Below are 24,982 nucleotides of genomic sequence, written 5' to 3'. Positions count from 1 at the left end.
GTCTTCGACGGAGTCGGTTTGATGACGCAGTCTTTCACCCGCCGCGCCGACGCGCTCGCGCGCGACTCGTACTACGAAGCGACCGCCACGCGGCCGGTGGTCGACGACCCCGCGCTGGAGGGCGCGATCGACGTCGACGTGTGCGTGATCGGCGCGGGCTTCGCGGGCTTGTCGACGGCGCTCGATTGCCATGCGCGCGGACTGTCGGTCGCCGTGATCGATGCGCACCGGCCCGGCTGGGGCGCATCGGGCCGCAACGGCGGCCAGGCGATCACCGGCTTCGCGAAAGACGAGGTGATCGAGCGGCAGCTCGGCGCCGCCGGTGCACGCGCCGCGTGGTCGCTGTCGCTCGACGGCGTCGCGTTGATCGCCGAGCGGATCGCGCGCCACGGGATCGACTGCGACTTCACGCGCGGCTACCTGACTGTCGCGACGAAGCCGCGCCGCATCGATGACCTGCGTGCATGGATGGAGGCCGCGACGTCGCGCTGGGGTCATCCGTCGCTGTCGTGGCTCGACACCGGCGAGATCCGCGCGCGGATCGCGTCGTCGCGCTATCTGGCGGGCGTCTACGATCCGCTGTCGGGCCACCTGCACCCGCTCAAGTATTGCCTCGGCCTCGCCGATGCCGCGCGCCGCGAAGGCGTCGCGCTCCATGCGCACACCCCCGCGCTCGACGTCGTGCGCGGCGCCCGGCCGGTCGTGCGCACGCCGTCGGGCGAAGTGCGCTGCCGCTTCGTCGTGTCGTGCTGCAACGCAGGCCCCGGCGGCATCCTGCCGGCCGCGACCGCCGCGCGCATCGCACCGATCGCGTCGTACATCATCGCGACCGAACCGCTCGGCCGCGCGCGCGCCGACGCGCTGATCGCGCAGCGCGAAGCCGTGTGCGACAACAACTTCTTCCTCGACTACTTCCGGCTGTCGGCCGATCACCGGATGCTGTTCGGCGGCCGTGCGAACTCCGCGGGCGCGTCGCCCGACACGCTCGCCGAAACGATCCGGCAGCGCATGGTCGGCGTGTTCCCGCAGCTCGCCGACGTGCGCGTCGACCACGCGTGGGGCGGCTTCGTCGACGTCACGCGCAACCGCGCACCGGACTTCGGCGCGCTCGATCCGAACTTCTTCTACGTCCAGGGCTTCAGCGGACACGGCGTCGCACTGACCGGCATCGCCGGACGGGCGATCGCCGGCGCGATCGCAGGCGACACGCGCGCGTTCGACCTGTTCGCGCAACTGCGCCACCGGCGCTTTCCGGGCGGCGACGCATGGCGGCAGCCGGCGCTCGAGCTCGGGATGCTGTACCACCGCGTGCGCGAGCTGTTCTGAGCCCTCTTTCTCCGTTCTCCTGATCATGCAGACATTCGCCAACCAGCCGCACGTCGCGTCGTACTACGCGGCGACCGCCAACGATACGACCCGCCATGCGCCGCTCGCCGGCGCGACCGACGCCGACGTGTGCGTGATCGGCGCGGGCCTCACCGGGTTGTCCGCCGCGCTCAACCTCGCCGAGCGCGGCCATTCGGTGACCGTGCTCGAGGCGTCGCGGGTCGGATGGGCGGCGAGCGGACGCAACGGCGGCCAACTGATCGGCGGCTTCGCGTGCGACATCGATACGTTCGGCAACTTCATGCCGGAAGGCGACGTGAAGCGGATCTGGGACATGGGCCTCGAAACGCTGTCGCTCGTGAAATCGCGCATCGCGCAACACGACATCGACTGCGCGCTCGTGCCCGGCTACCTGACCGCCGCGAACACCGAGCGCGACGCGGATGCGCTGAAGCGCTGGCGCGACGGGGCCGCGAAGCGCTTCGGCTACGACCGCTTCCATTTCGTCGAAGCCGACGCGCTCGGCGACTACGTGCAGTCGGCACGCTATCGCGGCGGCCTGTACGACCCCGACAGCGGCCACCTGCATCCGCTGAACTACACGCTCGGGCTCGCGCGCGCGGCGACCGACGCCGGCGTGCGGATCCACGAGGACAGCTGCGTGACGCGCGTGCGCGACGTCACGGGCGGCCATGTCGTCGAGACCGATCAGGGGCAGGTGCGCGCGCGCTTCGTCGTGCTGGCCTGCAATACGTACGTCGGCACGCTCGCGCCCGCGCTGTCGAGGAAGATCATGCCGGTCGGCACCTACGTGATCGCGACCGAGCCGCTCGGCGAAGCGCGCGCCGCCGCGCTGATGCCCGCGCGCGCGGCCGTCTGCGACAGCCGCTTCGTGCTCGACTATTTCCGGCCGGCGCCCGACACGCGGCTCGTGTGGGGCGGCAAGGTCAGCTATTCGACGCGGCCGCCGCGCAATCTCGCCGACGCGATGCGCGCGGACATGCTGAAGACGTTCCCGCAGCTCGCGGACGTGAAGGTCGACTACGCATGGGGCGGCTTCGTCGACATCACGATGAACCGCGCGCCGCATTTCGGGCGCGTCGCGCCGACGATGTATTTCGCGCAGGGCTTCTCGGGGCACGGCGTGAACACGACCGCGCTCGCGGGCAAGCTGATCGCCGAGGCGATCGACGGGCAGGCGAGCCGCTTCGACCTGTTCGGCAGGATCCGGCATCGCGACTTCCCCGGCGGCGCGACGCTGCGCACGCCGGCGCTGGTGCTCGCGATGAGCTGGTACCGGCTGCTCGACGCGTTCGGCATGCATTGAGCGGGCGGCGCGGCCGCCCCATGCGAAACGGCCGAGCTTGCGCACGGCCGTCTCCCCTTCATCCGGTGCGACGGCACGGTTCCCGCTACTCGGCCACCTTCTGCCGCATCGTCACGAACTCCTCGGCCGCGGTCGGGTGAATGCCGATCGTGTCGTCGAACTGCGCCTTCGTCGCGCCCGCGCGGATCGCGATCGCGATGCCCTGGATGATCTCGCCCGCGTCGCGGCCGACCATGTGCGCGCCGATCACGCGCTGGCTGTCGCGCGCGACCACCAGCTTCATCAGCGTGCGCTCGTCGCGGCCCGACAGCGTGTGGCGCAGCGCCTTGAACGACGTGCGGTAGATATCGAGCTCGCCGTGCACGCGACGCGCATCGGCCTCGGTCAGGCCGACCGTCGCGACCTCGGGCTGGCTGAACACGGCCGACGGCACATAGTCGTGATCGGCCGCGACACGCGACCCGCCGAACAGTGTCCGCGCGAGCAGCGCGCCGTCGCGTGTCGCGACCGGCGTGAGCTGCGGCCGCGACGTCACGTCGCCGATCGCATGGATCGATTCGACCGACGTCGCCGAATACGCATCGACCGCGATCGCGCCGCGCGCGTCGAGCATGACGCCCGCGCGCTCGAGGCCGAGCCCTTCGACGTTCGGCACGCGGCCGGTCGCATAGAGCACCGCGTCGTACGGGCCATGCTGCGCGTCGCCGGCACGCACGGAGAGCGAGCCGTCGTCCGCGCGCGCGATCGATTCGACCACCGCGCGCGCGTGGATCGCGACGCCCTGCTTGGTCATCTCGTCGGTCAGGCATTGCCGCACGTCGTCGTCGAAGCCGCGCAGGATCTTCTCGCCGCGATAGAAGAGATCGACATGACTGCCGAGCCCGTTGAAGATGCCCGCGAACTCGACCGCGATATAGCCGCCGCCGACCACCGCGATGCGCGCGGGCAGCTTCGCGAGCGACAGCGCCTCGCGCGACGTGATCGCATGCTCGATGCCGGGCCGCTGCGGCAGCGACGGGCGCGAGCCGGTCGCGATCGCGATGTGGCGCGCGCGGATGGTGCGGTCGCCGATCGCGACCGTTTGCGCGTCGACGAGCGTCGCGCGCCCCGCGTGCATCTCGACGCCGGATTGCCGCAGCAGGTTGATGTAGATGTCGCTGAGCCGGTTGATCTCGCGATCCTTCGCGGCGATCAGCGCGGGCCAGTCGAGCGTGCCGGCACCGAAGGTCCAGCCGAAGCCCTTCGCGTCCTCGAGTTCGTGCGGATAGTGCGATGCGTAGACGAGCAGCTTCTTCGGGATGCAGCCGCGCAGCACGCAGGTGCCGCCGATCTGCTCTTCTTCCGCTATGCCGACGCGCGCGCCGTATGACGCCGACATCCGGGCGAGCCTCACGCCGCCGGAGCCGGCCCCGATGACGAACAGGTCGTAGTCGAAATCCATCGCAAGCCCTCATCGCAGTTCCGATGACGGCACGATAGCAAGATTCCGGAATTCGTGCGGGACGTGGTGCCGCGGGACGCGCGCGCCATAAAAAACGGCGAGAGACGTCGCCTCTCGCCGGTCAAACCAGCTGCCGGGTGTGCCATGCGTCACCGATCGACCACATGCCCGGCCTGCCGGCCGCGCGGCACCGGTCCGCCCGGGCGCGCGAACGGCGCACCCGCGGCGGACCAGCCGCCATGCTCAGGCCTGCGACGTGTCGCCGCCGTCCGTCGCCTGCGTATCGTCTGCCTGCTGGGGCTGCTCTTCCTTCTTCTCGAGCATGCCTTCGATCGCTTCCGCACCCTTGAAGCCGGCGACGGCTGCCGCCGCCTTGGTCAGCAGACCCGCATCCGGATCGACCTTTTCCGCCGCCTCGACGGCCGCCACGGCACCAACGATTTCACCCACGGTATTCAGGATACCCATCGTCATCCCCTTTCAAGAAAATCGTGAGCGCATCGTCCCACGAAAAAAACCGGCGGACCGTGTTTGTCATCACCGGATACAAAAATTACGCACCAGGCCGGCCGCACTCAAAATGCGCGCCGGAACGACGCCCGCGCGTGCGCTGCGGCACACGGCGGACCCTGCACGCAGCGTAGCGGAAACCCTTCGCGCGCACTGTCAAAGTATGTTCTGGAATGCCGACGGAACCCTTACGGGCGGGCCGTTCCCGATGAAGCGATCGCTGAATGGTCGTCCGCGCCCATGAAGGTCGCGTGACAAAAAAAAGAGGCTCCCGCGGGAGCCTCTTCGATGCGCGCCGAGCCGGAGCCGGCGCACGCGTTCCGACGTTCGTCAGAAGATATTGCGCAGGCCGATCGCGATGCCGGTCTGGTTGCTGCGACCCGGCAGCTCGACGTTCGCCGCGCCGTTCGTCTTGTTGAAGTCGACGGTGCCGTAGACTTCCGTGCGCTTGCTGAGCGCGTATTCGGCGATGCCGACGATCGCGTAGCGGTTGCCGCTCGCGAGCGTGCCATTCGCGGTCATCGCGTTGCGCATGTGGTCGTAGTAGAACGCGCCCGTCAGCGTCAGCGGCGTGCTGACCTGCCAGCTCACGCCCGCGAACGGACCGTCGTCGATCCGGCCCGTGCCCTTCGCGACCGGGATCGACTGCTGCGCGAGCAGGCTGTCGACGAAACCGGTGTCGTCCTTCGAGCGCAGGTAGCCCGCATAGACCTTCGCCTTGCTGAACGCGTACACGACGTTCGCGTGGTAGATCGTCTGCTTGCGTGCGGAGTTGTCGCTGTTCTGCTGCGCGCCGGCCGCGATGCTGAGCGGGCCCGCCACGTACGACAGCGACACGCCCCATGCATTGCCCTTGCCCAGCGAGCCCGGGATCTGGCCCGAGAAGCCGCCCGCGCCGGTCGATTCGTAGTTGGTGCCCGTCGAGTACATCGCCTTCGCGGTCAGGCCCGCGAACTTGCCCGTGTACTTGATCTGGTTGTCCGCATACAGGCCGCCACCCAGCGCGACCGGCAGCCACGCGTTTTCGAGGTAGTTGCCGACCGTCAGCGGATCGTAGGTGTCCGACAGCAGGTCGAACAGCGGCGTCTTCTGGCGGCCGAGGGTCACCGTGCCGTACGGGCTCTGCAGGCCGACGTACGCCGCGCGGTTGAACAGGCGGCCGCTGTCGGCGAATGCGCCGTTCTGCAGGTTCACGCCGCTTTCGAGGTTGAACAGGGCCTTCAGGCCGCCGCCGAGGTCTTCCGTGCCGTAGATGCCGAAGCGGCTGTTGGTGATCGCGCCGTTGGTCATCGACAGCAGGCCGTCGTTCTTGGCATTGGCGTTGGTCAGGTACCGGATGCTGACGTCGGCGACGCCCCAGAGCGTGACCGAGCTTTGTGCTGCTGCGTACTGGCTGGCGAAGGCCAGCACCGCGCCCCCTGCGATGGCTGCGAGTCGGGTGGTCTGCTTCATGAGCTTTCCCTTTTGTTGGTGTCTCCATTCATTGCCGGCCGCGTGCGCAGCCGGGTGGCGATCGCGTACGTTCATGGCGCGCGCGATGTGGGCTGAATCATAAGACCAGTGCGCGCCCTGAAAGAAATTGAAATGCTCGGTCACGTGCGACTGTCGCCCTGGAACAACGTTTCCCGCGCCGGGCTTGCCTCTCGCGTGGCGGATGCGGGGCGCGGCGACAGTGGAACGAGGGCCGGTGCTGTAAGGATCGGGCGGGGACGCGGACGACGCAGTCCGTGGTGCGACGGGTGGAGGTGTGGGTGGAGGCGGACTGATCCGGAGCGGGCCGGCGGCGGCATCGATCGCCGGTATCGGATACGGCCGGGACGGCCGGCTGGCGTTCGGGTGTAGCGGCGGATCCGCGACGCGATGAGCCGTTGGTTCGGTCACGCGGCGCACCGGCGAGGCGCACGGCGGCGGCCCTGCTCGCGTCAGGCCGGCCGCGGCGTCTCGCCGCCGGGGTCGCTGCCGTTGCTGCCGTTGCTGCCATTGCTGCCGTTGCCGGCCGCCCCATCGCCATTATCACGCCCACCGCCCGCGCGCCGCCGCGCCCGCCGCACGATCTCCGCGAACGCACCGACCAGCAGCAGCACCGCGCCCCACAGCGCGACGTCCGGCACGAGTCGCGTCACGAAGCCGCCGACCACCGCGCCGGCCAGGAAGCAGAAGCTGATCGTCGCGAGCAGCGCCGAGTCGTGCAGCGCGAGCGCGTCGTAGCGCGGAATCAGCCCGACGAACAGCTTCTGCGCGGCGCGCCGCAGGTTGCCGGTCGTCATCACCGACGTGTACGACAGTTCCTCGAGATGGGTGAACGACAGCGTCTGCAGCGTCGCGACGAACGAGATGCCGGGAATCAGCCACGCGCTCGACGCGCCGACGAGCCCGCTCGCGGCGACGCCGAGAAACGCGATCTCGACGATCAGGCTCGCGAACGCGGTGTGGCGCATCCAGCCTCGCCGCGCGGCGAGGCCGAGCAGGTGCGCGACGAACACCGCGACCACGAAGCCGCCGAGCGGCGGCACGTGATGCAGCGCGGCCGCCCATTCGCCGGCCGACACGTTGATGCCGAGCAGCGCGACGTTGCCGGTCATCGTGTTCGCGAACACGTGGCCGTGACCGACGTAGGTGTACGCGTCGAGGTAGCCGCCGGACAGCGTGAGCAGCGCGGCGACGGTGAGGTTGCGGCTGGCGCCGTCGAGATCCATCAAGCCTCCCGTGAAAAGTCGCGCCAGTATCGCGCACGGGAGGCCGGTCGTGCGCCGCTCACTGGCCGATGCCGGTGAGCCCGATCAGCGCGCCGGCCGCGAGCAGCCACAGCGGATGGATGCGCGTGCGCCACGCGAGCACCGCGCACGCGGCGGTGATGCCCCACTGGATCGCGGTGCGGTTCGACGCCTCCGAGATCAGCACCGCGCTGGCCGCGACGAGCCCGGCCGTGACCGGCATCAGTCCCTGCTGCACGTAGCGGCGCCACGGCCGGTCGCGAAAGCGCTCCCACGCGTGCAGCGCCAGCACCGTGACGAGCGACGACGGTCCGAACTTCGCGATCGACGCGACCAGCAGCCCGGCCCAGCCGGCCACATGCCAGCCGACCAGCGACACGATCATCATGTTCGGCCCCGGCGCCGCCTGCGCGAGCGCGAACAGCGCGGTGAACTCGTGCGCGCTCATCCAGTGATGCACGTCGACGACCTGCCGCTGCATCTCCGGCAGGATCGTGTTGCCGCCGCCGAACGCGAGCAGCGACAGCTGACTGAAGATCGTCGCGATCGCGATCAGCGTGTCGTTCATGACCGACCTCCGTCGCGCGCGGCGGCGCGCCGCGGTGCCGGCGTCTCGCGGCGCCGCGACGCGAGCCAGATGCTCACGGGCGTCAGCACCAGCATCGTGGTCAGGAGCGGAACGCGCAGCACCGCGATCGCGACGAACGCGAGCGCCGCGATACCGGCCGCCGTGCGCGGCGCGTGCAGCAGCGGCTTCGCGACCTTCACGGCCATCGCGACGAGCAGGCCCGCGGCCGCGGCGGCGAGCCCGCCGAACAGGTGCTGCACGCGCGGATCGCCCTGCGTCTTCGCATACAGCACGCCGAGCGCGACCACCACGAGGGTGGGCCCCGCGATCAGCCCGAGAATGCCGGCGAACGCGCCCGCGACGCCGCGAAAGCGCATGCCGACGGCGACCGACAGGTTGATCACGTTGCCGCCCGGCAGGAACTGGCACAGCCCGAGCAGATCGGTGAATTCGTCGGCGGTGAGCCATTTGCGCTCGTCGACGATCGTGCGACGCGCGAACGGCAGCGCGCCGCCGAACGACATCAGGCCGAGCGACAGGAAGCCGGCGAACAGCTCGGCGAGCCCGACCCGGCGTGGGGGCGCGGCGGGCGGCGGAGAAACGGATTGCATGGGGGTCCTCATCAAACGGTGCCCCGAGGTTACCGCCGTTCAGCACGCCGGCAAAACGATTTTATCGACGCGCCCTTGTGATCTAAAATCACAAGCATGGCACGCGATCTCCCGCCCTTTTCCGCGCTTCGGGCCTTTGAAGCAGCGGCACGACACGAAAGCTTCAGCGCCGCCGGCGACGAGCTGCATGTGACTCACGGTGCCATCAGCCGGCAGATTGCCGGGTTCGAGGCGTGGCTCGGCAAGCCGGTGTTCCACCGCTGCGGCAAGCGCGTGAAGCTCACCGACGAAGGCCGCCGCTATCTGGATACCGTCCGCGCCGCGTTCGACAGCATCGCGCTCGCCACCGAGCAGCTGCGCAACACCGGTGCCGCGCGCGTGCTGCGCATCAATGCGCTGCCGACCTTCGCGATGAAATGGCTGCTGCCGCGCCTGTCGCGGTTCCAGCGCGACGTGCCGAACGTCGAGCTGAAGCTGTCCACGTCGAACGCGCCGCTCGATGCGCTCGACGGTTTCGACGTCGCGATCCGCCGCGGCCCCGGCCACTGGCCGAACTGCACGAGCGGCCACTTCCTCGACGAAAGCGTGATTCCGGTCTGCAGCCCCGCGCTGCTCAAGCGCGCGCCGATCACCCGCGCGGACGATCTCGCGCGGCACGTGCTGCTGCATTCGGATACGCGGCCGGAAGGCTGGCGCGACTGGTTCGCCGCGGCCGGCGTGACGATGAAGGGGCGCAAGCGGCAGTCGTTCGACCACTTCTACCTGGCGCTGCAGGCAGCCGTCGACGGGCTGGGCGTCGCGCTCGGCCCGCTGCCGCTGATCGACGACGAACTCGCGAGCGGCCGCCTGGTGATGCCGCTCGACGGGCCGCGCATCGCGACGCGCAGCTATTGGTGGATCGCGCCGGGCGCGCCGGCCGACGATCCGCTCGTCGCGCAGTTCTGCGCGTGGCTGCAGGCGCAGTCGAATACCGGCGCGTGAGGGCGCGCCGGCGGGCGGCGTTGCACCGCCCGCCCCCGGTCAGACCACCGGGCCCGGTTCCTTTTCCTTGCGCAGGAGCGCGTACAGGATGATCGCGCCGAACGTCGCGGTGCCGATCCCGCCGAGCCCGAAGCCGCCGATCTTCAGCGAGAAGTCGCCGGCGCCGAGCACCAGCGTGACGGCCGCCACGATCAGGTTGCGGTTGTCGGAGAAGTCGACCTTGTTGACGACCCAGATTCGCGCGCCCGTCACCGCGATCAGCCCGAACACGACGATCGACACGCCGCCGAGCACCGGGCCCGGGATCGTCTGGATCACCGCGCCGAACTTCGGCGAGAAGCCCAGCCCGATCGCGATCAGCGCGGCGACCGCGAACACGAGCGTCGAATAGATCCGCGTGACGGCCATCACGCCGATGTTCTCCGCGTAGGTGGTCACGCCGGTGCCGCCGACGCTGCCCGACACGATCGTCGCGAGCCCGTCGCCGATGAACGCACGACCGACGTAGCGGTCGAGGTTGGTGCCCGTCATCGCGCTGACGGCCTTGATGTGGCCGAGGTTCTCCGCGACCAGGATCACCGCGACCGGCGCGAGCATCAGCATCGCGTGCGGATCGAAGACCGGCGCACGGAAGCTCGGCACGCCGAACCACGCGGCATGCGCGACGATCGAGAAATCGACCGGCTTGCCGAGGCCCATCCCGTTGGTCGCGATCGCATAGATCACGTACGCGATCACCAGCCCGACGAGGATCAGGAGGCGCTGCATCATCCCGCGCGCGAACACCGCGACGCCGCCGACGCACAGCACCGTGACGAGCGCCATCACCGAGTCGAAGGTCGATGCCGACACGCCCTTGACCGCGATCGGCGCCAGGTTCAGCCCGATCACCGCGACCACCGCGCCGGTGACGACGGGCGGCATCAGCGTCTCGATCCAGCGCGTGCCGATCGCCTGCACCAGCGCGCCGAGCGCGACGTACACGACGCCGCACGCGACGATCCCGCCGAGCGCGACCGGGATGTTCGGGTTCGGCCCGCTGCCGCCGTAGCCCGTCACCGCGATCACGAGGCCGATGAACGCGAAGCTCGAGCCGAGGTAGCTCGGCACGCGGCCGCCGACCAGCACGAAGAACAGCAGCGTGCCGATGCCCGACATGAAGATGCACAGGTTCGGGTCGAAGCCCATCAGCAGCGGCGCGAGCACGGTCGAGCCGAACATCGCGACGACGTGCTGCACGCCCATCGCGACCATCTGCGGCCACGCGAGGCGTTCGTCGGGGCCGACCACGCGCGAGACCGCGCCGGTCGGTTGCACCCGCCAGCGCGGGAAGTAGGAATCGGACATGGGGAAAAGGGCTCCTGTCGAACGCCGGCTGCGGACGGTGCGCCGGTCTGGAATCTGGCGCGAGTTTACGGAGCGGAAATGGGGCTGGCAAGCGCGAGCCGCCGGTGCGGCGGTCGTGCCCGCCGGGCGGGCATCCGGCGGCATGGTCGTACCGGCGAAGGCCGGCAGCCCAGACGACGGATGGACGGACGGCGCATCGCGCGACGTAAGCGAGCACTCACATCGAGCGTTACGCCGCCGATGTCACGGATTGATGTACTGGAACAGCGACAGGTTCTGCAGTTGCGCGTAGGCCTTCTGCGCGCCGGACAGCGCATTCTGCATCTGCAGGAACTGGCTGATGGTCGACACCATGTTGGTGCTGGTCAGGTCCGCCAGGTTGCTGCTGATCTGCACGGTATTGGTCTGGTTCACCGCCTGCATCGCCTGGATTTCCTGCTCGCGGCCCCCGACCGACGCCTGCACGGTGAGGATGTTCGTCATCGTGTTGTTCAGCTTCGTGGTGCCGGTCGTCATCGTGTTCGCCAGCGCGGCCGCGGCGGCCGTACTGTTGCCGACGGGTACTTTCAGCGCGGCGATCATCGTGTCGAGCGCGGCGAACACGTCGGTGCCGGCCTGCGGCGCGGGCGTGACGGTAAACGTGTCGCCCGACGCCGGCGTTCCCGATACGGGCACCGTCAGGCCGTTGCCGAGCGCGATCGCGGCGCCGTCGGAGTACGGCTGCGGCGCGGTCTGGCTCGACGGCCCGATCACATTGTCGGTGACCGTATAGGTGGGCGCGGCCGCCGTGCCGCCGAACGCGATCGTGAACGAATGCGCGTTGGAAGCGGCCGACGGATTCGTGATCGATACCGCGCCGATCGTGGCCGTGCCCGTGTTGCCCGCGCCCGCGGCCGGCACGGGTTGGCTGCCGAGCATCGGCACCGACAGGAACACGCTGGTGCCGCTGTCGCCCTGGGCGACCGAGCGAGTGTCGGCGATCTGCACCTGGCGCGCGCCGCTGTCGCCGCTGTAGACCACGCCGCCGCCCGCGGCATCCGTGAACGGCGCCGTGGTCGACTGGAAGCCCGCGAACAGGTAATTGCCCGCGCCGTCCGTGGTGTTCGCGAGCGTCAGCAACTGGTTGCGATAGCCTTGCAGCTGCGTCGCGAGCGCCGACCGGTCGCTATCGGTCAACGAACCGTCGCCGGCCTGGATGATGACCGTGTGCATGCTGTTCAGCAGGTTGTTCACGCTCGTCAGCGCCTGGTCCTCCTTCTGCAGCGACGACAGCGCGACGTTCTGGTTCGCGGAGTACTGCGACAACGTCGCCGACGTCATCGACAACTGCACGGCCTGTGCGGCGCCGAGCGGATTGTCGGCCGGCGTGGTCAGGCTCACGCCGCTCGAGATCTGCTGATAGAGCTGGGAGAGCTGCGCTTGCTGGTCGCTCATCTGAGCGACGTTCATCTGGTAAAACTGGGCAGTGGAAATCCGCATCGCTTCGGTCCCCGGAATCAGTTGAACAAGCCGAGCACGGTCTGGAACAGCGTCGACGCCGTCTGGATGACCTTCGCGTTCGCCTGGTAGAGCTGCTGGTACTGCATCAGGTTCGCCGCTTCCTCGTTCTGGTTCACGCCCGACACCGACTGCTGCGCGGTCGTGATCTGGCCGACGAGCGAGGTCTGCGCGGCGCTCGACGACTTCAGCTGACTCGCGGTGTTGCCGATGCCGTTCACGTAGGTCGCGTACGCGCCGGTCAGCGTGGTGGTGCCGTTGCCGAACGATTTCGCGCTGACGAGCTTCGACAGCAGCAGCGCGTTGGAGCCGTCGTTCGTGCCGCCCGCGTACGGGCCGATCCGGAATGAATCGCCGTCCGCCGGTGCGCCCGACAACGAGACGGTCACGCCGTTCATCGTGCCCGACATGGTCAGCGTCGCGCCCTGGGACGCGTTGTACGGCACCGGCGTCGTCGGACCGGTGATCGCAATCGTCTGCGGCGGGGTTCCCGCGATCGTCACCGTCGTTCCGGCCGGGAAGCCCGACAGCGACTGGGTCGCCGCGTTGTAGGTCAGCGTGGTCGACGGCACCTGGTAGCCGGCAGTCACCGCCCCCTGCGTGATGGTGGCCGTGCCCGAGTTCGTCGATACGACCGACGACACGGCCGGCGATGCGGCCGCGATGGCGGAGCCGTTCGACGTCGCGGGGGCGAAGCCGTCCAGCGCGCCGCGCGTCGGCAGCACGGTGAACTGGTCGCCGGGATTCATCGTGCCCGACGCGATCGAGAAGTTCAGCCCGCTCGCCCCACCGAGCGAAACCGGCATCGGCCCGCCTTTCTGGTCGACCACCGCGCCGGTCGCGCGGTTGGTCAGCGTGTAATTGGTGCCGTCGAACGACAGCGTGTAATCGCCCGTCGTCGGCTGCGATGCATTGGCGAACGACACGGACAGCGTCGCGGTGCCGGTATTGCCCTGGTTCGCATAGACGGTCGGCGCCCCCACCGAAAACAGATTGCTGCCCGCGTTGCCCGACAGGTCGATGCCGAGCGCGTTCTGCGCGTTGACCTGCGCGGCGAAGCTGGTCGCAATGGCGCCCAGTTGCGCCTGCGCGGGATCGAGCGTCTGGCGGCGGAACGCGAGCAGGCCGCCGAGCGTGCCGCCCGACAGCGACGTGTCCGGCAGTGCCTGGTTCGGGCCCGGCGGGTTCGCGCCGGCGATTCCCTGCGACACGACGGTCAGCTCGCTCGGATCGGACGGCGACGTGACGGCCGCGAGCTGGTAGCTCTTGTCGGCGACGACGAGCGGCTGGCCGCCCGCGAGGAACAGGCTGTAGCCGCCGTCGTTGCGCACGACCTGCACGCCGGCGAGGCTCGACAGGTTCGACACCGCGAGGTCGCGCTGGTCCAGCAGCTGGTTCGGCGGCTGCCCCTGGCTGCTCGCCCCCGCGATCTGCTGGTTCAGCTGGGCGATCTGCGCCGTGTACGCGTTGATCTGCGACACGGTGCTGGAGAGCTGCGTGTTGACGCTCTGGCGCAGCGCGTCGTACTGCTGGCCGGCCGCCGTGATCTGGTCCGCCAGGGTCTGCGCATTGCTCATCGCCGTCTGCCGCACCGACGGGTCGGACGCGTTGTTCGCGACGTTCTGCAGCCCGGTGAAATAGTTCGTGATCCCGGTCGAGATCCCCGCCGTCGGGCTGCCGACGTAGTTGTTCAGCTGCGCGACGAGCGAATACCACGTCGACAGCGCGCCGCCCTGCGACTGCGCGCTGTTCAACTGGTCGCTCAGGTACTGGCTGTACTGCCGCTGCACGGTGACGGTGCTCACGCCCTGCGGCATGTAGCCGCTCGACGTGTACTGGCCGCTCGCCTCGGCATAGACGGGACGTTCGACCGAATAGCCGGGCGTCGCGGCGTTGCTGATGTTCTGGCCGGTCGTCGTGAGGCCCCAGACCGCGGCATTGAGGCCGCTGACGCCGAGGTTCATGAGTGTGTTGGACATGCGCGATCCTGATGAGCCGGCCGCGCTGCGGCCGCCGGGTTGCGTAACTCCCGGTATAACGGCCGCGGATCGGAAAAATTGAGGGAAAAATGCGCGGGCGACGCGCGCGTGCGCGTCGGCTGTCGAGCGGCCCGGCGGACGATGCCGGCGCCGGCGCGAAAGCGGCCCCGAGCGGGGCCGCGAGGGATGCGTCAGGCCCGCGCGAGCGAGCGGCGCTTCATCTCGAGCTGCGTGATCAGGCGCTGCAGCGTGTTCTCCGCGCTGCCCGGCAGCGACATGAAGCGAAAGCCGAGCTGGAAGCGGCGCGAGCCGTTCGGCAGCTGGGTCGAACGCTGCGACACGAGCTGCAGGTCGAGCGACAGCTTGCCGTGGCCGGTCAGCTCGAGTTCGACGTCCGGCAGCAGCGTGCCGACCTCGAGCGCCTCGACACGCTCGTCGGCCGTCCGCAGCCCGACGCCGCCGAGCGACAGGTTATGCACCTCGAACACGAAGCTCTCGCCGTCCAGCAGCTTGCCGCGGCACAGGAACGGATCGACGATCGGCGCATCGACGCGGAAATACTCGCGGCGCTGGATGCACATGAGCACGTCGGGGAAATCGGCGACGAACGCGGGCAGCCCCTCGTAGCGCGTCTCGCGCGGCGTGCCCGTCGTGAATTCGACGCGCACGCCTTCCGGCGCGGCCGCGAAGGTGCAGTGCGACGCGCCGAGGATGCCGGCGTTCTGCTCGGACAGCGCGCCCCAGTCGAACGTGAACGTGCGCGCGCCGACGTCGACCTCGAGCAGGCGCGTGACGAGCTGGCCGCCCGGGTACTGGACGGTCAGGAAGTCGCCGCGGTTCACGAGGTTGCGCAACTGCACGCCGATCTCCAGCGGATTGCGGCGGGCGTAGTCGGGCCCGGAATGGCCCGCATCCAGGCTCGGATCGGTCGACGTTTCGATATTCATGGCTAGCCGGTTTTCTTTTCATGGGCGCCCGGGACGACCGGTGCGCAGTAAAACCGGGCCAGAACATGGCCCGGTTACAGGTCTCTCACACTTAGCGGCAGTGCTCACCGAAAGTTTAGATCGAAACGCCGGTTTTTTTCGCGCAAACGTTGAAACCGCGCGCGGCGGTCTGCCGGGCGCGGTCCGTAAGATTGCAAACAGGCGGCGGGGCGGGCCCGTCAGCCGATCTGCTGCATGATCGAGATCAGCTTCTTCGCGTAATTCGGGTCGGTCGCGTAGCCGGCCTTCTGCATCCCGTGCGCGAAGCCCTCGACGCTGCGGCTCGCACTCAGCACGCCCGCGTAGCGCGGGTTGTTCTTCAGCAGGTTCGCGTAATCGGTCATCGCGTGCTCGTACGAGTCGTACGCGCGGAACTTCGCGACGACGCGGCGCGGCGTGCCGTTCACGTATTCGGTCGTCAGTGCCGACACCGTGCGGCCCGTCCAGCCCTTGTTCGCCTTGATGCCGAACACGTTGTAGCTCGTCGAGCCGTCGCTCGCGCGGATCTCGCGCTTGCCCCAGCCCGATTCGAGCGCGGCCTGCCCGACGATGAAGCGCGCCGGGATGCCGGTGGTCGCGCTCGCCGCCTGCGCCGGGCCGGCGAGCCGGTCGACGAACGCGTCGGCGTCCTGCACGCCGCTCGCGCCCTTCAGCGGCGGCGTCAGCGCGCTGCCGGCCGTGTAGCCGCGCGCGCCGGCGAGCCCGCCATTGTTCGCCGCGTTCGCGTAGGCCCTCGCCATCGCGTTCATCGCGGCGAGGCTGCCTTCGTTGCCCGAGGTGCCGAAGCCGGCGGCACCGAGCCCGGCCGCGCCGGCGTCGGCCGTCGTGTCGCTACCCGAGCCCTGCCCCGCGTTGCGCAGCAGCTGCTTCATCAGCGCGTCGGCCACGCCGATCCCGCGCTTCGACATCTGCTGCGCGAGCTGCTGGTCGAGCATCGACGTGTACATCTTCGACGTGTGCGAATCGAGCAGCCCGCCGTCGGGCGACGCGTCGCGCATGCTCTTGAGCATCATCTGCGTGAACATCGCGTCGAACTGGCCGGCGACCGCCTTCGCGCCCGCCTGCGGCGACTGCTTCGCCTGCGCGCGCAGCGCGTCGAAGCCCTGCACGTCGAGCGCGAAGCGCTGCGTCAGGTCGTTCGCGTTCGGAAGGTTCGCTGCCATTTAGATCACCTCCAGGTCCGCGCGCAGCGCGCCGGCCGCCTTCATCGCCTGCAGGATCGACATCAGGTCCGCCGGCGTCGCGCCGAGCGTGTTCAGCGCCTTCACGACGTCGGCGAGGTTCGCGCCGGCCGTCACCATCTTGAGCGCGCCGTTGTCCTGCTTCAGCTGGATCTGCGATTGCTGCGCGACCACCGTCTGCCCGTTCGAGAACGGTCCCGGCTGCGACACCACCGGCTGCGTGTTGACGATCACCGACAGGTTGCCGTGCGCGACCGCGCAGCTTTGCAGCGTGACCATCTGGTTCATCACGATCGAGCCGGTGCGCGCGTTCAGGATCACCTTCGCGGCGGCCTTGTCGGGGCTCACGTCGAGGTTCTGCAGGCGCGCCATGAACGCGACCTGCTGCGCGGAATCCGCCGGCGCGGCGAGCTGGATCGTGCGGCCGTCGAGCGCCGTCGCGGTGCCCGGGCCGAAGCTCGCATTGACCGCGGACACGATCCGTTGCGCGGTGCCGTAGTCCATGTCGTTCAGCTGCAGCTGCAGCACGCCGTTCATCTGCGCGATCGCGTTCGGCACCGCGCGCTCGACGATCGCGCCGCCGACGATCCGGCCGGCCGCGAGCTGGTTCACCTGCACGCGGCTGCCGTTCGCGCTCGCACCCGCGCCGCCGACCGCCATGTTGCCCTGCGCGAGCGCGTACACCTGGCCGTCCGCGCCCTTCAGCGGCGTGAGCAGCAGCGTGCCGCCGCGCAGGCTCTTCGCGTTGCCGAGCGACGACACGGTCACGTCGAGCGCCTCGCCCGGCCGCGCGAACGGCGGCAGCGTGCTGGTCACCATCACGGCCGCGACGTTCTTCAGCTGCATGTTGTTCAGCGACGACGGGCCGCCGTTGGCCGAGCCGTTGTTGATCGAGATGCCGAGGTTCGCGAGCATGTTCGCGAGCGTCTGCGTCGTGAACGGCGTCTGCATCGTCTGGTCGCCCGTGCCGTCGAGGCCGACGACGAGGCCATAGCCGATCAGCGGGTTGTCGCGCACGCCCTGGATCTGCGCGAGGTCCTTCAGGCGCTCCGCGTGCGCGGGTGCCGCGCCGAGCGCGCACGCCGCCAGCACGAACGCGGCGGCGAGCCGCGCGACGGCACGCGCACGGGACGACAGGCGGTGAACAAGAGGCTGCGGCATCGTCATCACCACGGTGCGATGTTGAGGAAGAAGCGCTGCAGCCAGCCCATCGTCTCGGCTTCGTTGATGTAGCCCTTCGACGAGTATTCGATCTTCGCGTCGGCGACCTGCGTCGAGTAGACCGAGTTCGCGCCCGAGATCGTGTTCGGGTTGACGACGCCCGAGAAGCGCACGAATTCGTTGCCCTGGTTGATCAGCATCTGCTTCTCGCCGCTGACGACGAGGTTGCCGTTCGGCAGCACGCTGGTGACGGTCACCGTGATCGTGCCGTTGAACGTGTTCGCCGCGCTGGCGCCGCCCGTCGCCGCGAACTTGTTGTTGCCGGCCGCCGACAGGTTCGCCTTCGCGAACAGCCCGCCGAGGAACGCGGCCGTCGGCACGCTGAAGTCGGTGTTGCCCTGCCGGTTCGTGTTCGCGCCGGACGACTTGGTCGCGTTGATGTTCTCCGCGATCATGATCGTCAGGATGTCGCCGACGTTGCGCGGCCGCTGATCCTCGAACAGCGGCCGGCCCGCATAGCCCGGGTTGTAGATCGAGCCGGGCGCCTGCATCGACATCGGCATCGGCGGCTGCGCCGTCATCGGCTGCTGGATGATCGGGTCGCGCGGAATCTGCGCGCAACCGGCGAGCGCGGCCACCGCGACCGCGCACACGGCGCGGACGGGGGCTGACGGGAGGAGGCGAACCTGCTTCATGGCGACGACGTGACGTTCCGGTTAGCTCTTCATCTGCGTGACGGTCTGCAGCATCTGGTCGGACGTCGTCACGGCCTTGCTGTTGATCTCGTACGCACGCTGCGTCTGGATCATGTTGACGAGCTCCTGCACGACGTTCACGTTCGACGCCTCGACGTAGCCCTGGTTGAGCACGCCCGCGCCGTTCAGGCCCGGCTGCGACACGTTCGGCGCGCCCGACGACGTGGTCTCGGCGAACAGGTTCTCGCCCTTCGCCTCGAGGCCGGCCGGGTTGATGAAGGTCGCGATCTGCAGCGAGCCGATCTGCACCGCGTTGCTCGAGCCCGGCTGCGTGACCGACACGACGCCGTCCTTGCCGATCGTCAGCGACTGCGCGTTCTGCGGCACCGTGATCGCCGGCAGGATCTGATAGCCGCTCGACGTGACGAGCTGGCCCTGCGCGTTGGTCTGGAACGAGCCGTCGCGCGTATAGGCGTTCGTGCCGTCCGGCATCACCACCTGGAAGAAGCCCGCGCCGTTGATCGCGACATCCTTCGAGTTGCCCGTCTGCGTGAGGCCGCCCTGCGTGTACAGGCGCTCGGTCGCGACCTGCTGCACGCCGGTGCCGAGCTGCAGGCCCGACGGCAGTTCGGTCTGCTGCGTCGAGTTCGCGCCCGGCTGGCGGATGGTCTGGTACAGCAGATCCTCGAACACCGCGCGCGACGCCTTGAAACCGTTCGTGCTGGTGTTCGCGAGGTTGTTCGAGATCACGTCCATCTGCGCCTGCTGCGCATTCATGCCGGTGGCGGCGATGTAGAGCGATCGGTTCATGTTGAATCTTCTCCTGGTAGCGAGGGCCGTGCCGCTCAGCTGAAGTTGAGCAGCTGGTTCGCCGACTGCTCGTTCTGGTCGGCCGTCTGGATCAGCTTCGACTGCAGCTGGAACGCCCGTGCGTTGTCGATCATCGCGACCATCGCGGTCACCGGGTTCACGTTGCTGCCTTCGAGCGAATTCGGCGTGACGACCACGTTCGGGTCGGCGTCGGCCGGATTGCCGTCGGCGGTGCGGAACAGTCCGTCGTTGCCGCGCGTGAGCGTGGCCGGATCGGGGTTCACGAGCTTCATCTGGTCGACGATCGCGACCGCCGTCGGCGGGTCGCCCGGCATCAGCGCGGACACCGTGCCGTCCTTGCCGATCGTCACTTCCGCGTTCGGCGGCACCGAGATCGGGCCGCCGTTGCCGATCACCGGCAGGTTGCTCGCGTTGACGAGCTGGCCGTTTTCATCGACGTGCAGGTTGCCGGCGCGGGTGTACGCCTCGCTGCCGTCGGCCGTCTGCACCGACAGCCAGCCGGCGCCCTGCACCGCGACGTCGAGCGGGTTGCCGGTGCGCGTGATCGGACCCGGTGCGTAATCCGCGCCGGGCGTCGACGCGAGCACGTAGGTGCGCGTCGTCGTCGGGTCGATCGTGCTGCCGTCGCCGAAATTCATCGGCACCGCGCGGTAGGTCGCGAGCTGCGCGCGAAAACCCGTCGTCGAGGCGTTCGCGAGGTTGTTCGCGACGATCGCCTGCTGGTCGAGCGACTGCGACGCGCCCGTCATCGCCGTGTAGATCAGTCGGTCCATGGCTGCCGGTTATCCGCGCATTACAGGTTGATGAGCGTCTGGTCGACGGTCTGCTGCGTCTTGATCGTCTGCGCGTTCGCCTGGTAGTTGCGCTGCGCGGTGATCAGGTTGACGAGCTGGGCCGTCAGGTCGACGTTCGAGTTTTCCAGCGCGCTGCCCTGCAGCGTGCCGTGGTTCGTGCTGCCCGGCGCGGAGACCTGCGGCACGCCCGACGCGGAGGATTCCGCGTACTGGTTGCCGCCGAGATTCACGAGGCCGTTCGGGTTGTTGAAGTTGGCGAGCGCGATCTGGCCGAGCACCGCGGTCTGGCCATTCGAGTAGTTGCCGGTCAGCTTGCCGTCGGCGCCGATCGAGAAGGTCGTCAGCGTGCCGCTCGCGAAACCGTCCTGTGCGAGGTTGTTCACGCCATCCTTGCCGCCGTACTGGGTCGTGCCGGTCAGGTCGAGCGTCAGCGGCTGCGGCGTCGCGGAGCCGCCGGTGGCCGGGATCGTGAACTGGAACTTGCCGGTCGAGCCGGTGACGGGCGCGACGGGCGTCGTGCTCGCGATCTGGCCCGACGTGTTGAACGCCACGGTGCCGAGGTCGGTCGGCGTCTGGCCATGCACGCCCGCGTATGTTTCCCACGAGCCGGTCGTCGCCGACTTCACGAAGTACATGTCGACCTGCTGCGCGCCGCCGAGCGAGTCGTACACCTGGATCGACGTCGAGTAGTTGTACGACGTGCTGTCGGTCGCGGAGAACGGCGTCGTGGTCGGCACCGTGTCCTGCGAGTTCAGGTTGAACTGGCCGTTGATCTTGGTCGTCGCGCTCGGCACGAGGTTGGTGGTCGGCGCCTGCAGCGGCACGGTCGCCGCGGTGTTGACCACGCCGCCCGCGTTCGCCGCATAGCCCATCAGGTTGCGGCCCTGCGAGTCGATGATGAAGCCGTTCTTGTCACGCTGGAACGTGCCGTCGCGCGAATACGTGATCACGCCGTTGTTCGACATCTGGAAGAAGCCGTTGCCGTTGATCGCGACGTCGAGCGCGTTGCTCGTCGTGTTGATCGTGCCCTGGCCGAACTGCTGCTGCACCGAGGCGATCTGCGTGCCGATGCCGATCTGGGTGTTGACCGACGTCGCGACCGAGTTCGCATACATGTCGGAAAACTGCGCGGTACTCGACTTGAAGCCGACCGTGTTCGCGTTCGCGATGTTGTTGCCGATCACGTCGAGCGCGTTCGACGCACCCGCGAGGCCGCTCAAACCCTGTTGATAACCCATTTCGGTCTCCGTTTTCGAGAAAGCTGGATCAGTTGGTGGTGGTCGTGCCGCCGGACGACGACGACGCGGTGTTCGGGAAAATCGACGCGACCTGGGTCAACCCCACCGTCGTGCCGTTCGACAGCACGAGCCCCGCCGTGCCGTCGGCCTGCTTGATCACGCTCTGCACCTGCGCGGCCGCGAGCACGGTCGGCGCATACGTCTTGCCGTCGCTGCCCGTGTACTGCGCGCTCACGGTGTACTTGCCGTCCGGCAGCGCGTTGCCGGCCGTATCGGTCGGCGTCCAGTTGAACGGCACCGTGCCGGCGGACTGCTGGCCCGCGTTGATCGTGTTCACGACGACGCCCGCGCTGTTCTTCACGGTGATCGTCAGGTTCGACACGTCGCTCGTGAGCGACACGCCGAACGGCGACGCCGCGCCGCTCTTCACCGCGACGCTGTTGCCCGGCGCGAGCACGTTCGTGCCGATCAGCAGCGCGGCCTGCGTCTGCTGGCCGGCCGCGAGCTGCGTCGACAGCGACGTGAGCGACGTGTTCAGCTGCGCGATGCCGCTCACCGTGTTGATCTGCGCGAGCTGCGACGTCATCTGCGAGCTGTCGACCGGGCTCGTCGGATCCTGGTTCTGCAGCTGCGTGACGAGCAGCTTCAGGAACGTCGCCTGCAGGTCGCTCGCCGACGTGCCGGTCGTCGACACGCTGTTGGTGTTCATCGTGTCGGTCGGCAGGGTCGACACGTTGGTGCCATTGCTGCCGATCGTCGTGCTGGAGGAAGTCATCCTGGGTGGCCTTGTGTCGGAACTGTCGGGTCTGGGTCTCGGTGTGGATGGACGCTCGGCGCGCGGCTTACGTGCCGATCGTCAGCGTCTTGAGCATCAGCGTCTTCGCGGTGTTCAGCGTCTCGACGTTGGCCTGGTACGAGCGCGACGCCGAGATCATGTTCACCATCTCCTGCACCGGATCGACGTTCGGCATCTGCACGTAGCCGTTCGCGTCGGCGGCCGGGTTCGCCGGGTCGTAGGTCGATTTCATCGGCGACGGATCGTCGACCACCTGGGTCACGCGCACGCCGCCCACGCCCTGGCCGGACGCGGTGCGCGCGCCGCCCATCGGGTCGGTCGCGAACACGACCTGCTTGGCCTTGTACGGCTTGCCGTCGGGGCCGGTCGCGCTGTCGGCGTTCGCGAGGTTCGACGCGGTGACGTTCAGGCGCTGCGATTGCGCGGACAGCGCCGAACCGGCGACGCCGAAGATGTTCATCAACGAGGGCATGGAGGCTCCTTGTTCGGGTGCGGAAGCGGCGCGCGCTTACGAGTTCGTCGAGATCGCGGCGATCATCGCCTTGATCTGCTGGGTCATCACGGTCATCCCGGTTTCGTAGTGCAGCGCGTTGTTCGCGAACTGCACGCGCTCGACGTCGAGATCGACCGTGTTGCCGTCGAGCGACGGCTGCAGCGGCATCCGGTACTGCGCACGACCGTAGTCGTCGGCCGGGCCGCCGGTCGGAATCAGCTTCGCGGTGCCGGCCATGTGGCCCGGCGCCGTCGACACCATCGTCATCCCGCTCGTCACGCCGGCCGGCTGCGCCATCGGCAGCTGCGCGGCGTTGCTCGGCGCGAGACCGCCGTCGGTCTGCTTCAGCGAGCGCGCGAGGGTCGACGCGAAATCGGTGTCGCGGGCCTGGTAGCCGGGCGTGTCGGCGTTCGCGATGTTCGACGACAGCAGTTCCTGCCGATAGGCGCGCACGTCGAGCGCCTGTCGGCCGAACGCGAATTCGGCATCGAGTTTGTCCAGCATGTGTGCGTCTCTCCGTATGAAGCGCTGCACGCCCGTTGCGCCGGATGGCGACCCAAGGGGCTTTTTTCCATGACAGCGATGGTAGGCGCCGGGCGCAACCGGCAATCGGACGAATAACGCGGCAAAGGCCCCCTCTATTCATCGTTTGCGCGACGGCCCGGCTCCCTAGAATGCGAATCGGATCAACGGCTTCGAGGACACGGCGATGACAGGCAGCGCACTTCGCGGAAACGACCGACGCGGCACGCGCATGGCGCGTGCGTTCGCGCTCGCCGCGGCGCTGTGGCTCGCGGTGCCGGTTGCGCACGCGGACGACGGGATGATCGTGATTCCCGGACGCGGCGAGACGGCCGAGACCGCGCTCGCGCATGCGAACGCGGCGACCGGCGGTCAGTTCGGCGGGAATGCGGGAACGGCTTCGGGCGCGGGCCTGGCGATGGCGGCCGGTGCGGGTGGTGCCGCCGGCATGACCGGTGCGGCCGATGCGGCCGCGGCCGGCTACGCGGCGCAGTCGGCCGGCTCGATGGTCGTGACGAGCGTCCCGCCGCCGGCCGCCATCCCGGCGCCCGCGCCGCGCCCCGTCTACGCCGCCGCGCGCACGAACCCCGCGAATGCCGGTTTCGGCGCACGGCGCGCCGCCGATCCGGGTGCCGTCGCGGCCGTCGTCGCCGGTACCACCGACCCCGCATCGAATCCCGCGCGACCGGCCGTCGCCGCGCGCATGGCAGCGGCACGCGCCATGCCGGCCGCACCGGCCCCGCGCGCGCCGGCGGCTGCCGCCAATCCAGCCCAGCCAGCCAACCCGCCGCAGGCGGCCGCCGCGCCCCAGCCGGCGACGCCGCCCGGCCAGCAGGACCCCGACACGATCCGGCGCACGGCCCTCGCGTTCCTGCAGCAGCAGGTCGCGGGCCTGCCCGGCAAGACCACCGCCACCGTCGCGGCCGCGTTTCCGCGCGGGCTCGCCGCGTGCACGACGCTCGAGCCGTTCCTGCCGACCGGCGCGCGCCTGTGGGGCCGCACGACGGTCGGCGTGCGCTGCGCCGGCGAGCGGCCGTGGACCGTCTACCTGCAGGCGAAGGTCGCCGTGCAGGCCACCTATTACGTCGCCGCGCGGCAGATCGTGCCCGGCGAGCCGCTCACCGCGGCCGACCTCGTCGCGCGCGACGGCGATCTGACGGTGCTGCCGCTCGCGGTGATCACCGATCCCGCGCAAGCCGTCGGCGCGACCGCGCTGGCCCGGATCTCGGCCGGGCTGCCGCTGCGCCAGGACATGCTGAAGAGTGCCGCGTCGGTGTCGGCCGGCCAGACGGTACGGGTCGTCGCGGCCGGGCCCGGCTTCACGATCTCGGCCGAGGGCAGCGCGCTCGCGAATGCGGCGCCGGGCCAGTCGGTCCGGGTCAGGATGGCCGCGGGGCAAATCGTCACGGCGATCGTCAAGGACGCCGGGACCGTGGAGATTCCGCTATAGGGACGGATCTCGCCGCAAGATTGTAAAGAATTGTTTATTCGGAGAATTTCGGGCTCACGATGCTAAAGTTCGGGCCGACCCGGCCGTTATCTGGGTCATACCGTCCAGGAAACCCATCGTGAAGATCGATTCCACTCCGAACCCGAGCCCACTCGCGTCGACCGGCAACGGCGCGGCCCGCGCGCAATCCGGCGCGGCTTCGTCGTCGTCCGCGCAGGCGGCCGACGCAGGATCGACCGGCGGCGACACGACCGTGAACCTGTCGGGTCTGTCCGGCCAGTTGCGTTCGCTGTCGGCCTCCGGCAGCGCCGACATCGACACGGCCCTCGTCCAGTCGATCAAGGACGCGCTGAACAACGGCACGTTGACGATCGACGTGAACAAGATCGCCGACGGCGTATTGAATACCGCCCGCGACCTGCTGAAACAGCAGCGCTCGCAGGGCAACTGAGCCGGCCCGGGGCCCGTCACGCCCTGACCGGTCCCCTGGTTTGCCGGCCTGCGGACACGCGTGCCGGCGCGATGAGCATGACG

General features: G+C 69.1%; 24 protein-coding genes. 5 read left to right on the top strand and 19 right to left on the bottom strand.

What is annotated here, in order from left to right; all coding sequences use genetic code 11:
* Positions 1 to 21 precede the first annotated feature (21 nt).
* Together DIE23_RS24125 and DIE23_RS24120 are read left to right on the top strand one after the other, a co-directional pair.
* Positions 22 to 1,326, top strand: coding sequence for an FAD-binding oxidoreductase (locus tag DIE23_RS24125; RefSeq protein WP_124614437.1), 1,305 nt, complete (start codon positions 22 to 24; stop codon positions 1,324 to 1,326).
* 25 nt (positions 1,327 to 1,351) lie between these two features.
* Complete coding sequence (locus DIE23_RS24120; RefSeq protein WP_124614436.1) at positions 1,352 to 2,653, top strand: FAD-binding oxidoreductase; 1,302 nt, start codon at positions 1,352 to 1,354, stop codon at positions 2,651 to 2,653.
* Positions 2,654 to 2,738: 85 nt separating this feature from the next.
* Here the strand turns inward: DIE23_RS24120 and gor are convergent, their stop codons facing one another.
* From gor to DIE23_RS24090, 6 genes are all read right to left on the bottom strand, one after another.
* Positions 2,739 to 4,094 carry a glutathione-disulfide reductase gene (gene gor, locus DIE23_RS24115; RefSeq protein ID WP_124614435.1) on the bottom strand — a complete coding sequence of 452 codons (1,356 nt, stop codon included), beginning with the start codon at positions 4,092 to 4,094 and terminating at the stop codon, positions 2,739 to 2,741.
* Between the two features lie 243 nt (positions 4,095 to 4,337).
* Positions 4,338 to 4,562, bottom strand: a complete 225-nt coding sequence (locus tag DIE23_RS24110) for a hypothetical protein (RefSeq protein ID WP_124614434.1) — start codon at positions 4,560 to 4,562, stop codon at positions 4,338 to 4,340.
* A gap of 372 nt (positions 4,563 to 4,934) precedes the next feature.
* Positions 4,935 to 6,056: a porin gene (locus DIE23_RS24105; RefSeq protein ID WP_124614433.1), complete on the bottom strand. Its 1,122-nt coding sequence runs from the start codon at positions 6,054 to 6,056 to the stop codon at positions 4,935 to 4,937.
* 470 nt (positions 6,057 to 6,526) lie between these two features.
* Positions 6,527 to 7,300: a YoaK family protein gene (locus DIE23_RS24100; protein WP_124614432.1), complete on the bottom strand. Its 774-nt coding sequence runs from the start codon at positions 7,298 to 7,300 to the stop codon at positions 6,527 to 6,529.
* A gap of 58 nt (positions 7,301 to 7,358) precedes the next feature.
* Positions 7,359 to 7,886, bottom strand: coding sequence for a chromate transporter (locus tag DIE23_RS24095; protein ID WP_059535107.1), 528 nt, complete (start codon positions 7,884 to 7,886; stop codon positions 7,359 to 7,361).
* On the bottom strand, positions 7,883 to 8,497 hold the full coding sequence (locus DIE23_RS24090; RefSeq protein ID WP_124614431.1) for a chromate transporter: 615 nt from the start codon (positions 8,495 to 8,497) through the stop codon (positions 7,883 to 7,885). Before DIE23_RS24090 ends, DIE23_RS24095 begins: the two co-directional genes overlap by 4 nt.
* 96 nt (positions 8,498 to 8,593) lie before the next feature.
* On the opposite strand from DIE23_RS24090, the gene DIE23_RS24085 reads away from it, so the two are divergent.
* On the top strand, positions 8,594 to 9,478 hold the full coding sequence (locus DIE23_RS24085) for a transcriptional regulator GcvA (protein ID WP_124614430.1): 885 nt from the start codon (positions 8,594 to 8,596) through the stop codon (positions 9,476 to 9,478).
* Positions 9,479 to 9,517: 39 nt separating this feature from the next.
* Here DIE23_RS24085 and DIE23_RS24080 read toward each other — a convergent pair whose 3' ends face one another.
* From DIE23_RS24080 to DIE23_RS24020, 13 genes are all read right to left on the bottom strand, one after another.
* The gene (locus DIE23_RS24080) at positions 9,518 to 10,825 is read right to left on the bottom strand and encodes a solute carrier family 23 protein (protein WP_124614429.1); all 1,308 of its coding nucleotides are present in this window, start codon (positions 10,823 to 10,825) and stop codon (positions 9,518 to 9,520) included.
* Between the two features lie 243 nt (positions 10,826 to 11,068).
* Positions 11,069 to 12,304: a flagellar hook-associated protein FlgL gene (gene flgL / locus DIE23_RS24075; protein ID WP_124614428.1), complete on the bottom strand. Its 1,236-nt coding sequence runs from the start codon at positions 12,302 to 12,304 to the stop codon at positions 11,069 to 11,071.
* Between the two features lie 17 nt (positions 12,305 to 12,321).
* On the bottom strand, positions 12,322 to 14,301 hold the full coding sequence (gene flgK / locus DIE23_RS24070; protein ID WP_124614427.1) for a flagellar hook-associated protein FlgK: 1,980 nt from the start codon (positions 14,299 to 14,301) through the stop codon (positions 12,322 to 12,324).
* Between the two features lie 191 nt (positions 14,302 to 14,492).
* Positions 14,493 to 15,248: a flagellar brake protein gene (locus DIE23_RS24065; protein ID WP_124614426.1), complete on the bottom strand. Its 756-nt coding sequence runs from the start codon at positions 15,246 to 15,248 to the stop codon at positions 14,493 to 14,495.
* Positions 15,249 to 15,466: 218 nt separating this feature from the next.
* Positions 15,467 to 16,450 (bottom strand): flagellar assembly peptidoglycan hydrolase FlgJ, encoded by a 984-nt coding sequence (gene flgJ / locus DIE23_RS24060; RefSeq protein ID WP_124614425.1) that lies wholly within the window; start codon positions 16,448 to 16,450, stop codon positions 15,467 to 15,469.
* Positions 16,451 to 17,629, bottom strand: a complete 1,179-nt coding sequence (locus DIE23_RS24055; RefSeq protein WP_124614424.1) for a flagellar basal body P-ring protein FlgI — start codon at positions 17,627 to 17,629, stop codon at positions 16,451 to 16,453.
* Positions 17,630 to 17,634: 5 nt separating this feature from the next.
* Positions 17,635 to 18,324, bottom strand: coding sequence for a flagellar basal body L-ring protein FlgH (gene flgH / locus DIE23_RS24050; RefSeq protein ID WP_124614423.1), 690 nt, complete (start codon positions 18,322 to 18,324; stop codon positions 17,635 to 17,637).
* A 21-nt stretch (positions 18,325 to 18,345) separates the two neighbouring features.
* Complete coding sequence (flgG, locus tag DIE23_RS24045) at positions 18,346 to 19,134, bottom strand: flagellar basal-body rod protein FlgG (protein ID WP_121861173.1); 789 nt, start codon at positions 19,132 to 19,134, stop codon at positions 18,346 to 18,348.
* Positions 19,135 to 19,169: 35 nt separating this feature from the next.
* On the bottom strand, positions 19,170 to 19,928 hold the full coding sequence (flgF, locus tag DIE23_RS24040) for a flagellar basal-body rod protein FlgF (protein WP_124614422.1): 759 nt from the start codon (positions 19,926 to 19,928) through the stop codon (positions 19,170 to 19,172).
* Between the two features lie 20 nt (positions 19,929 to 19,948).
* The gene (flgE, locus tag DIE23_RS24035; RefSeq protein ID WP_124614421.1) at positions 19,949 to 21,187 is read right to left on the bottom strand and encodes a flagellar hook protein FlgE; all 1,239 of its coding nucleotides are present in this window, start codon (positions 21,185 to 21,187) and stop codon (positions 19,949 to 19,951) included.
* Between the two features lie 28 nt (positions 21,188 to 21,215).
* Entirely contained in the window at positions 21,216 to 21,962 is a 747-nt protein-coding gene (locus tag DIE23_RS24030) for a flagellar hook assembly protein FlgD (RefSeq protein ID WP_124614420.1), read from the bottom strand.
* A 67-nt stretch (positions 21,963 to 22,029) separates the two neighbouring features.
* Positions 22,030 to 22,455, bottom strand: coding sequence for a flagellar basal body rod protein FlgC (gene flgC / locus DIE23_RS24025; RefSeq protein WP_124614419.1), 426 nt, complete (start codon positions 22,453 to 22,455; stop codon positions 22,030 to 22,032).
* A 36-nt stretch (positions 22,456 to 22,491) separates the two neighbouring features.
* Positions 22,492 to 22,980 (bottom strand): flagellar basal body rod protein FlgB, encoded by a 489-nt coding sequence (locus tag DIE23_RS24020; protein ID WP_124614418.1) that lies wholly within the window; start codon positions 22,978 to 22,980, stop codon positions 22,492 to 22,494.
* 205 nt (positions 22,981 to 23,185) lie between these two features.
* On the opposite strand from DIE23_RS24020, the gene flgA reads away from it, so the two are divergent.
* Positions 23,186 to 24,448: a flagellar basal body P-ring formation chaperone FlgA gene (flgA, locus tag DIE23_RS24015; RefSeq protein WP_124614417.1), complete on the top strand. Its 1,263-nt coding sequence runs from the start codon at positions 23,186 to 23,188 to the stop codon at positions 24,446 to 24,448.
* A 118-nt stretch (positions 24,449 to 24,566) separates the two neighbouring features.
* Complete coding sequence (gene flgM / locus DIE23_RS24010; RefSeq protein ID WP_124614416.1) at positions 24,567 to 24,899, top strand: flagellar biosynthesis anti-sigma factor FlgM; 333 nt, start codon at positions 24,567 to 24,569, stop codon at positions 24,897 to 24,899.
* The last annotated feature ends 83 nt before the right edge of the window (positions 24,900 to 24,982 follow it).

This window comes from Burkholderia sp. Bp9143 (assembly GCF_003853645.1).
Lineage (GTDB): Bacteria > Pseudomonadota > Gammaproteobacteria > Burkholderiales > Burkholderiaceae > Burkholderia.
This window is presented reverse-complemented; position numbering and strand designations above follow the sequence as displayed.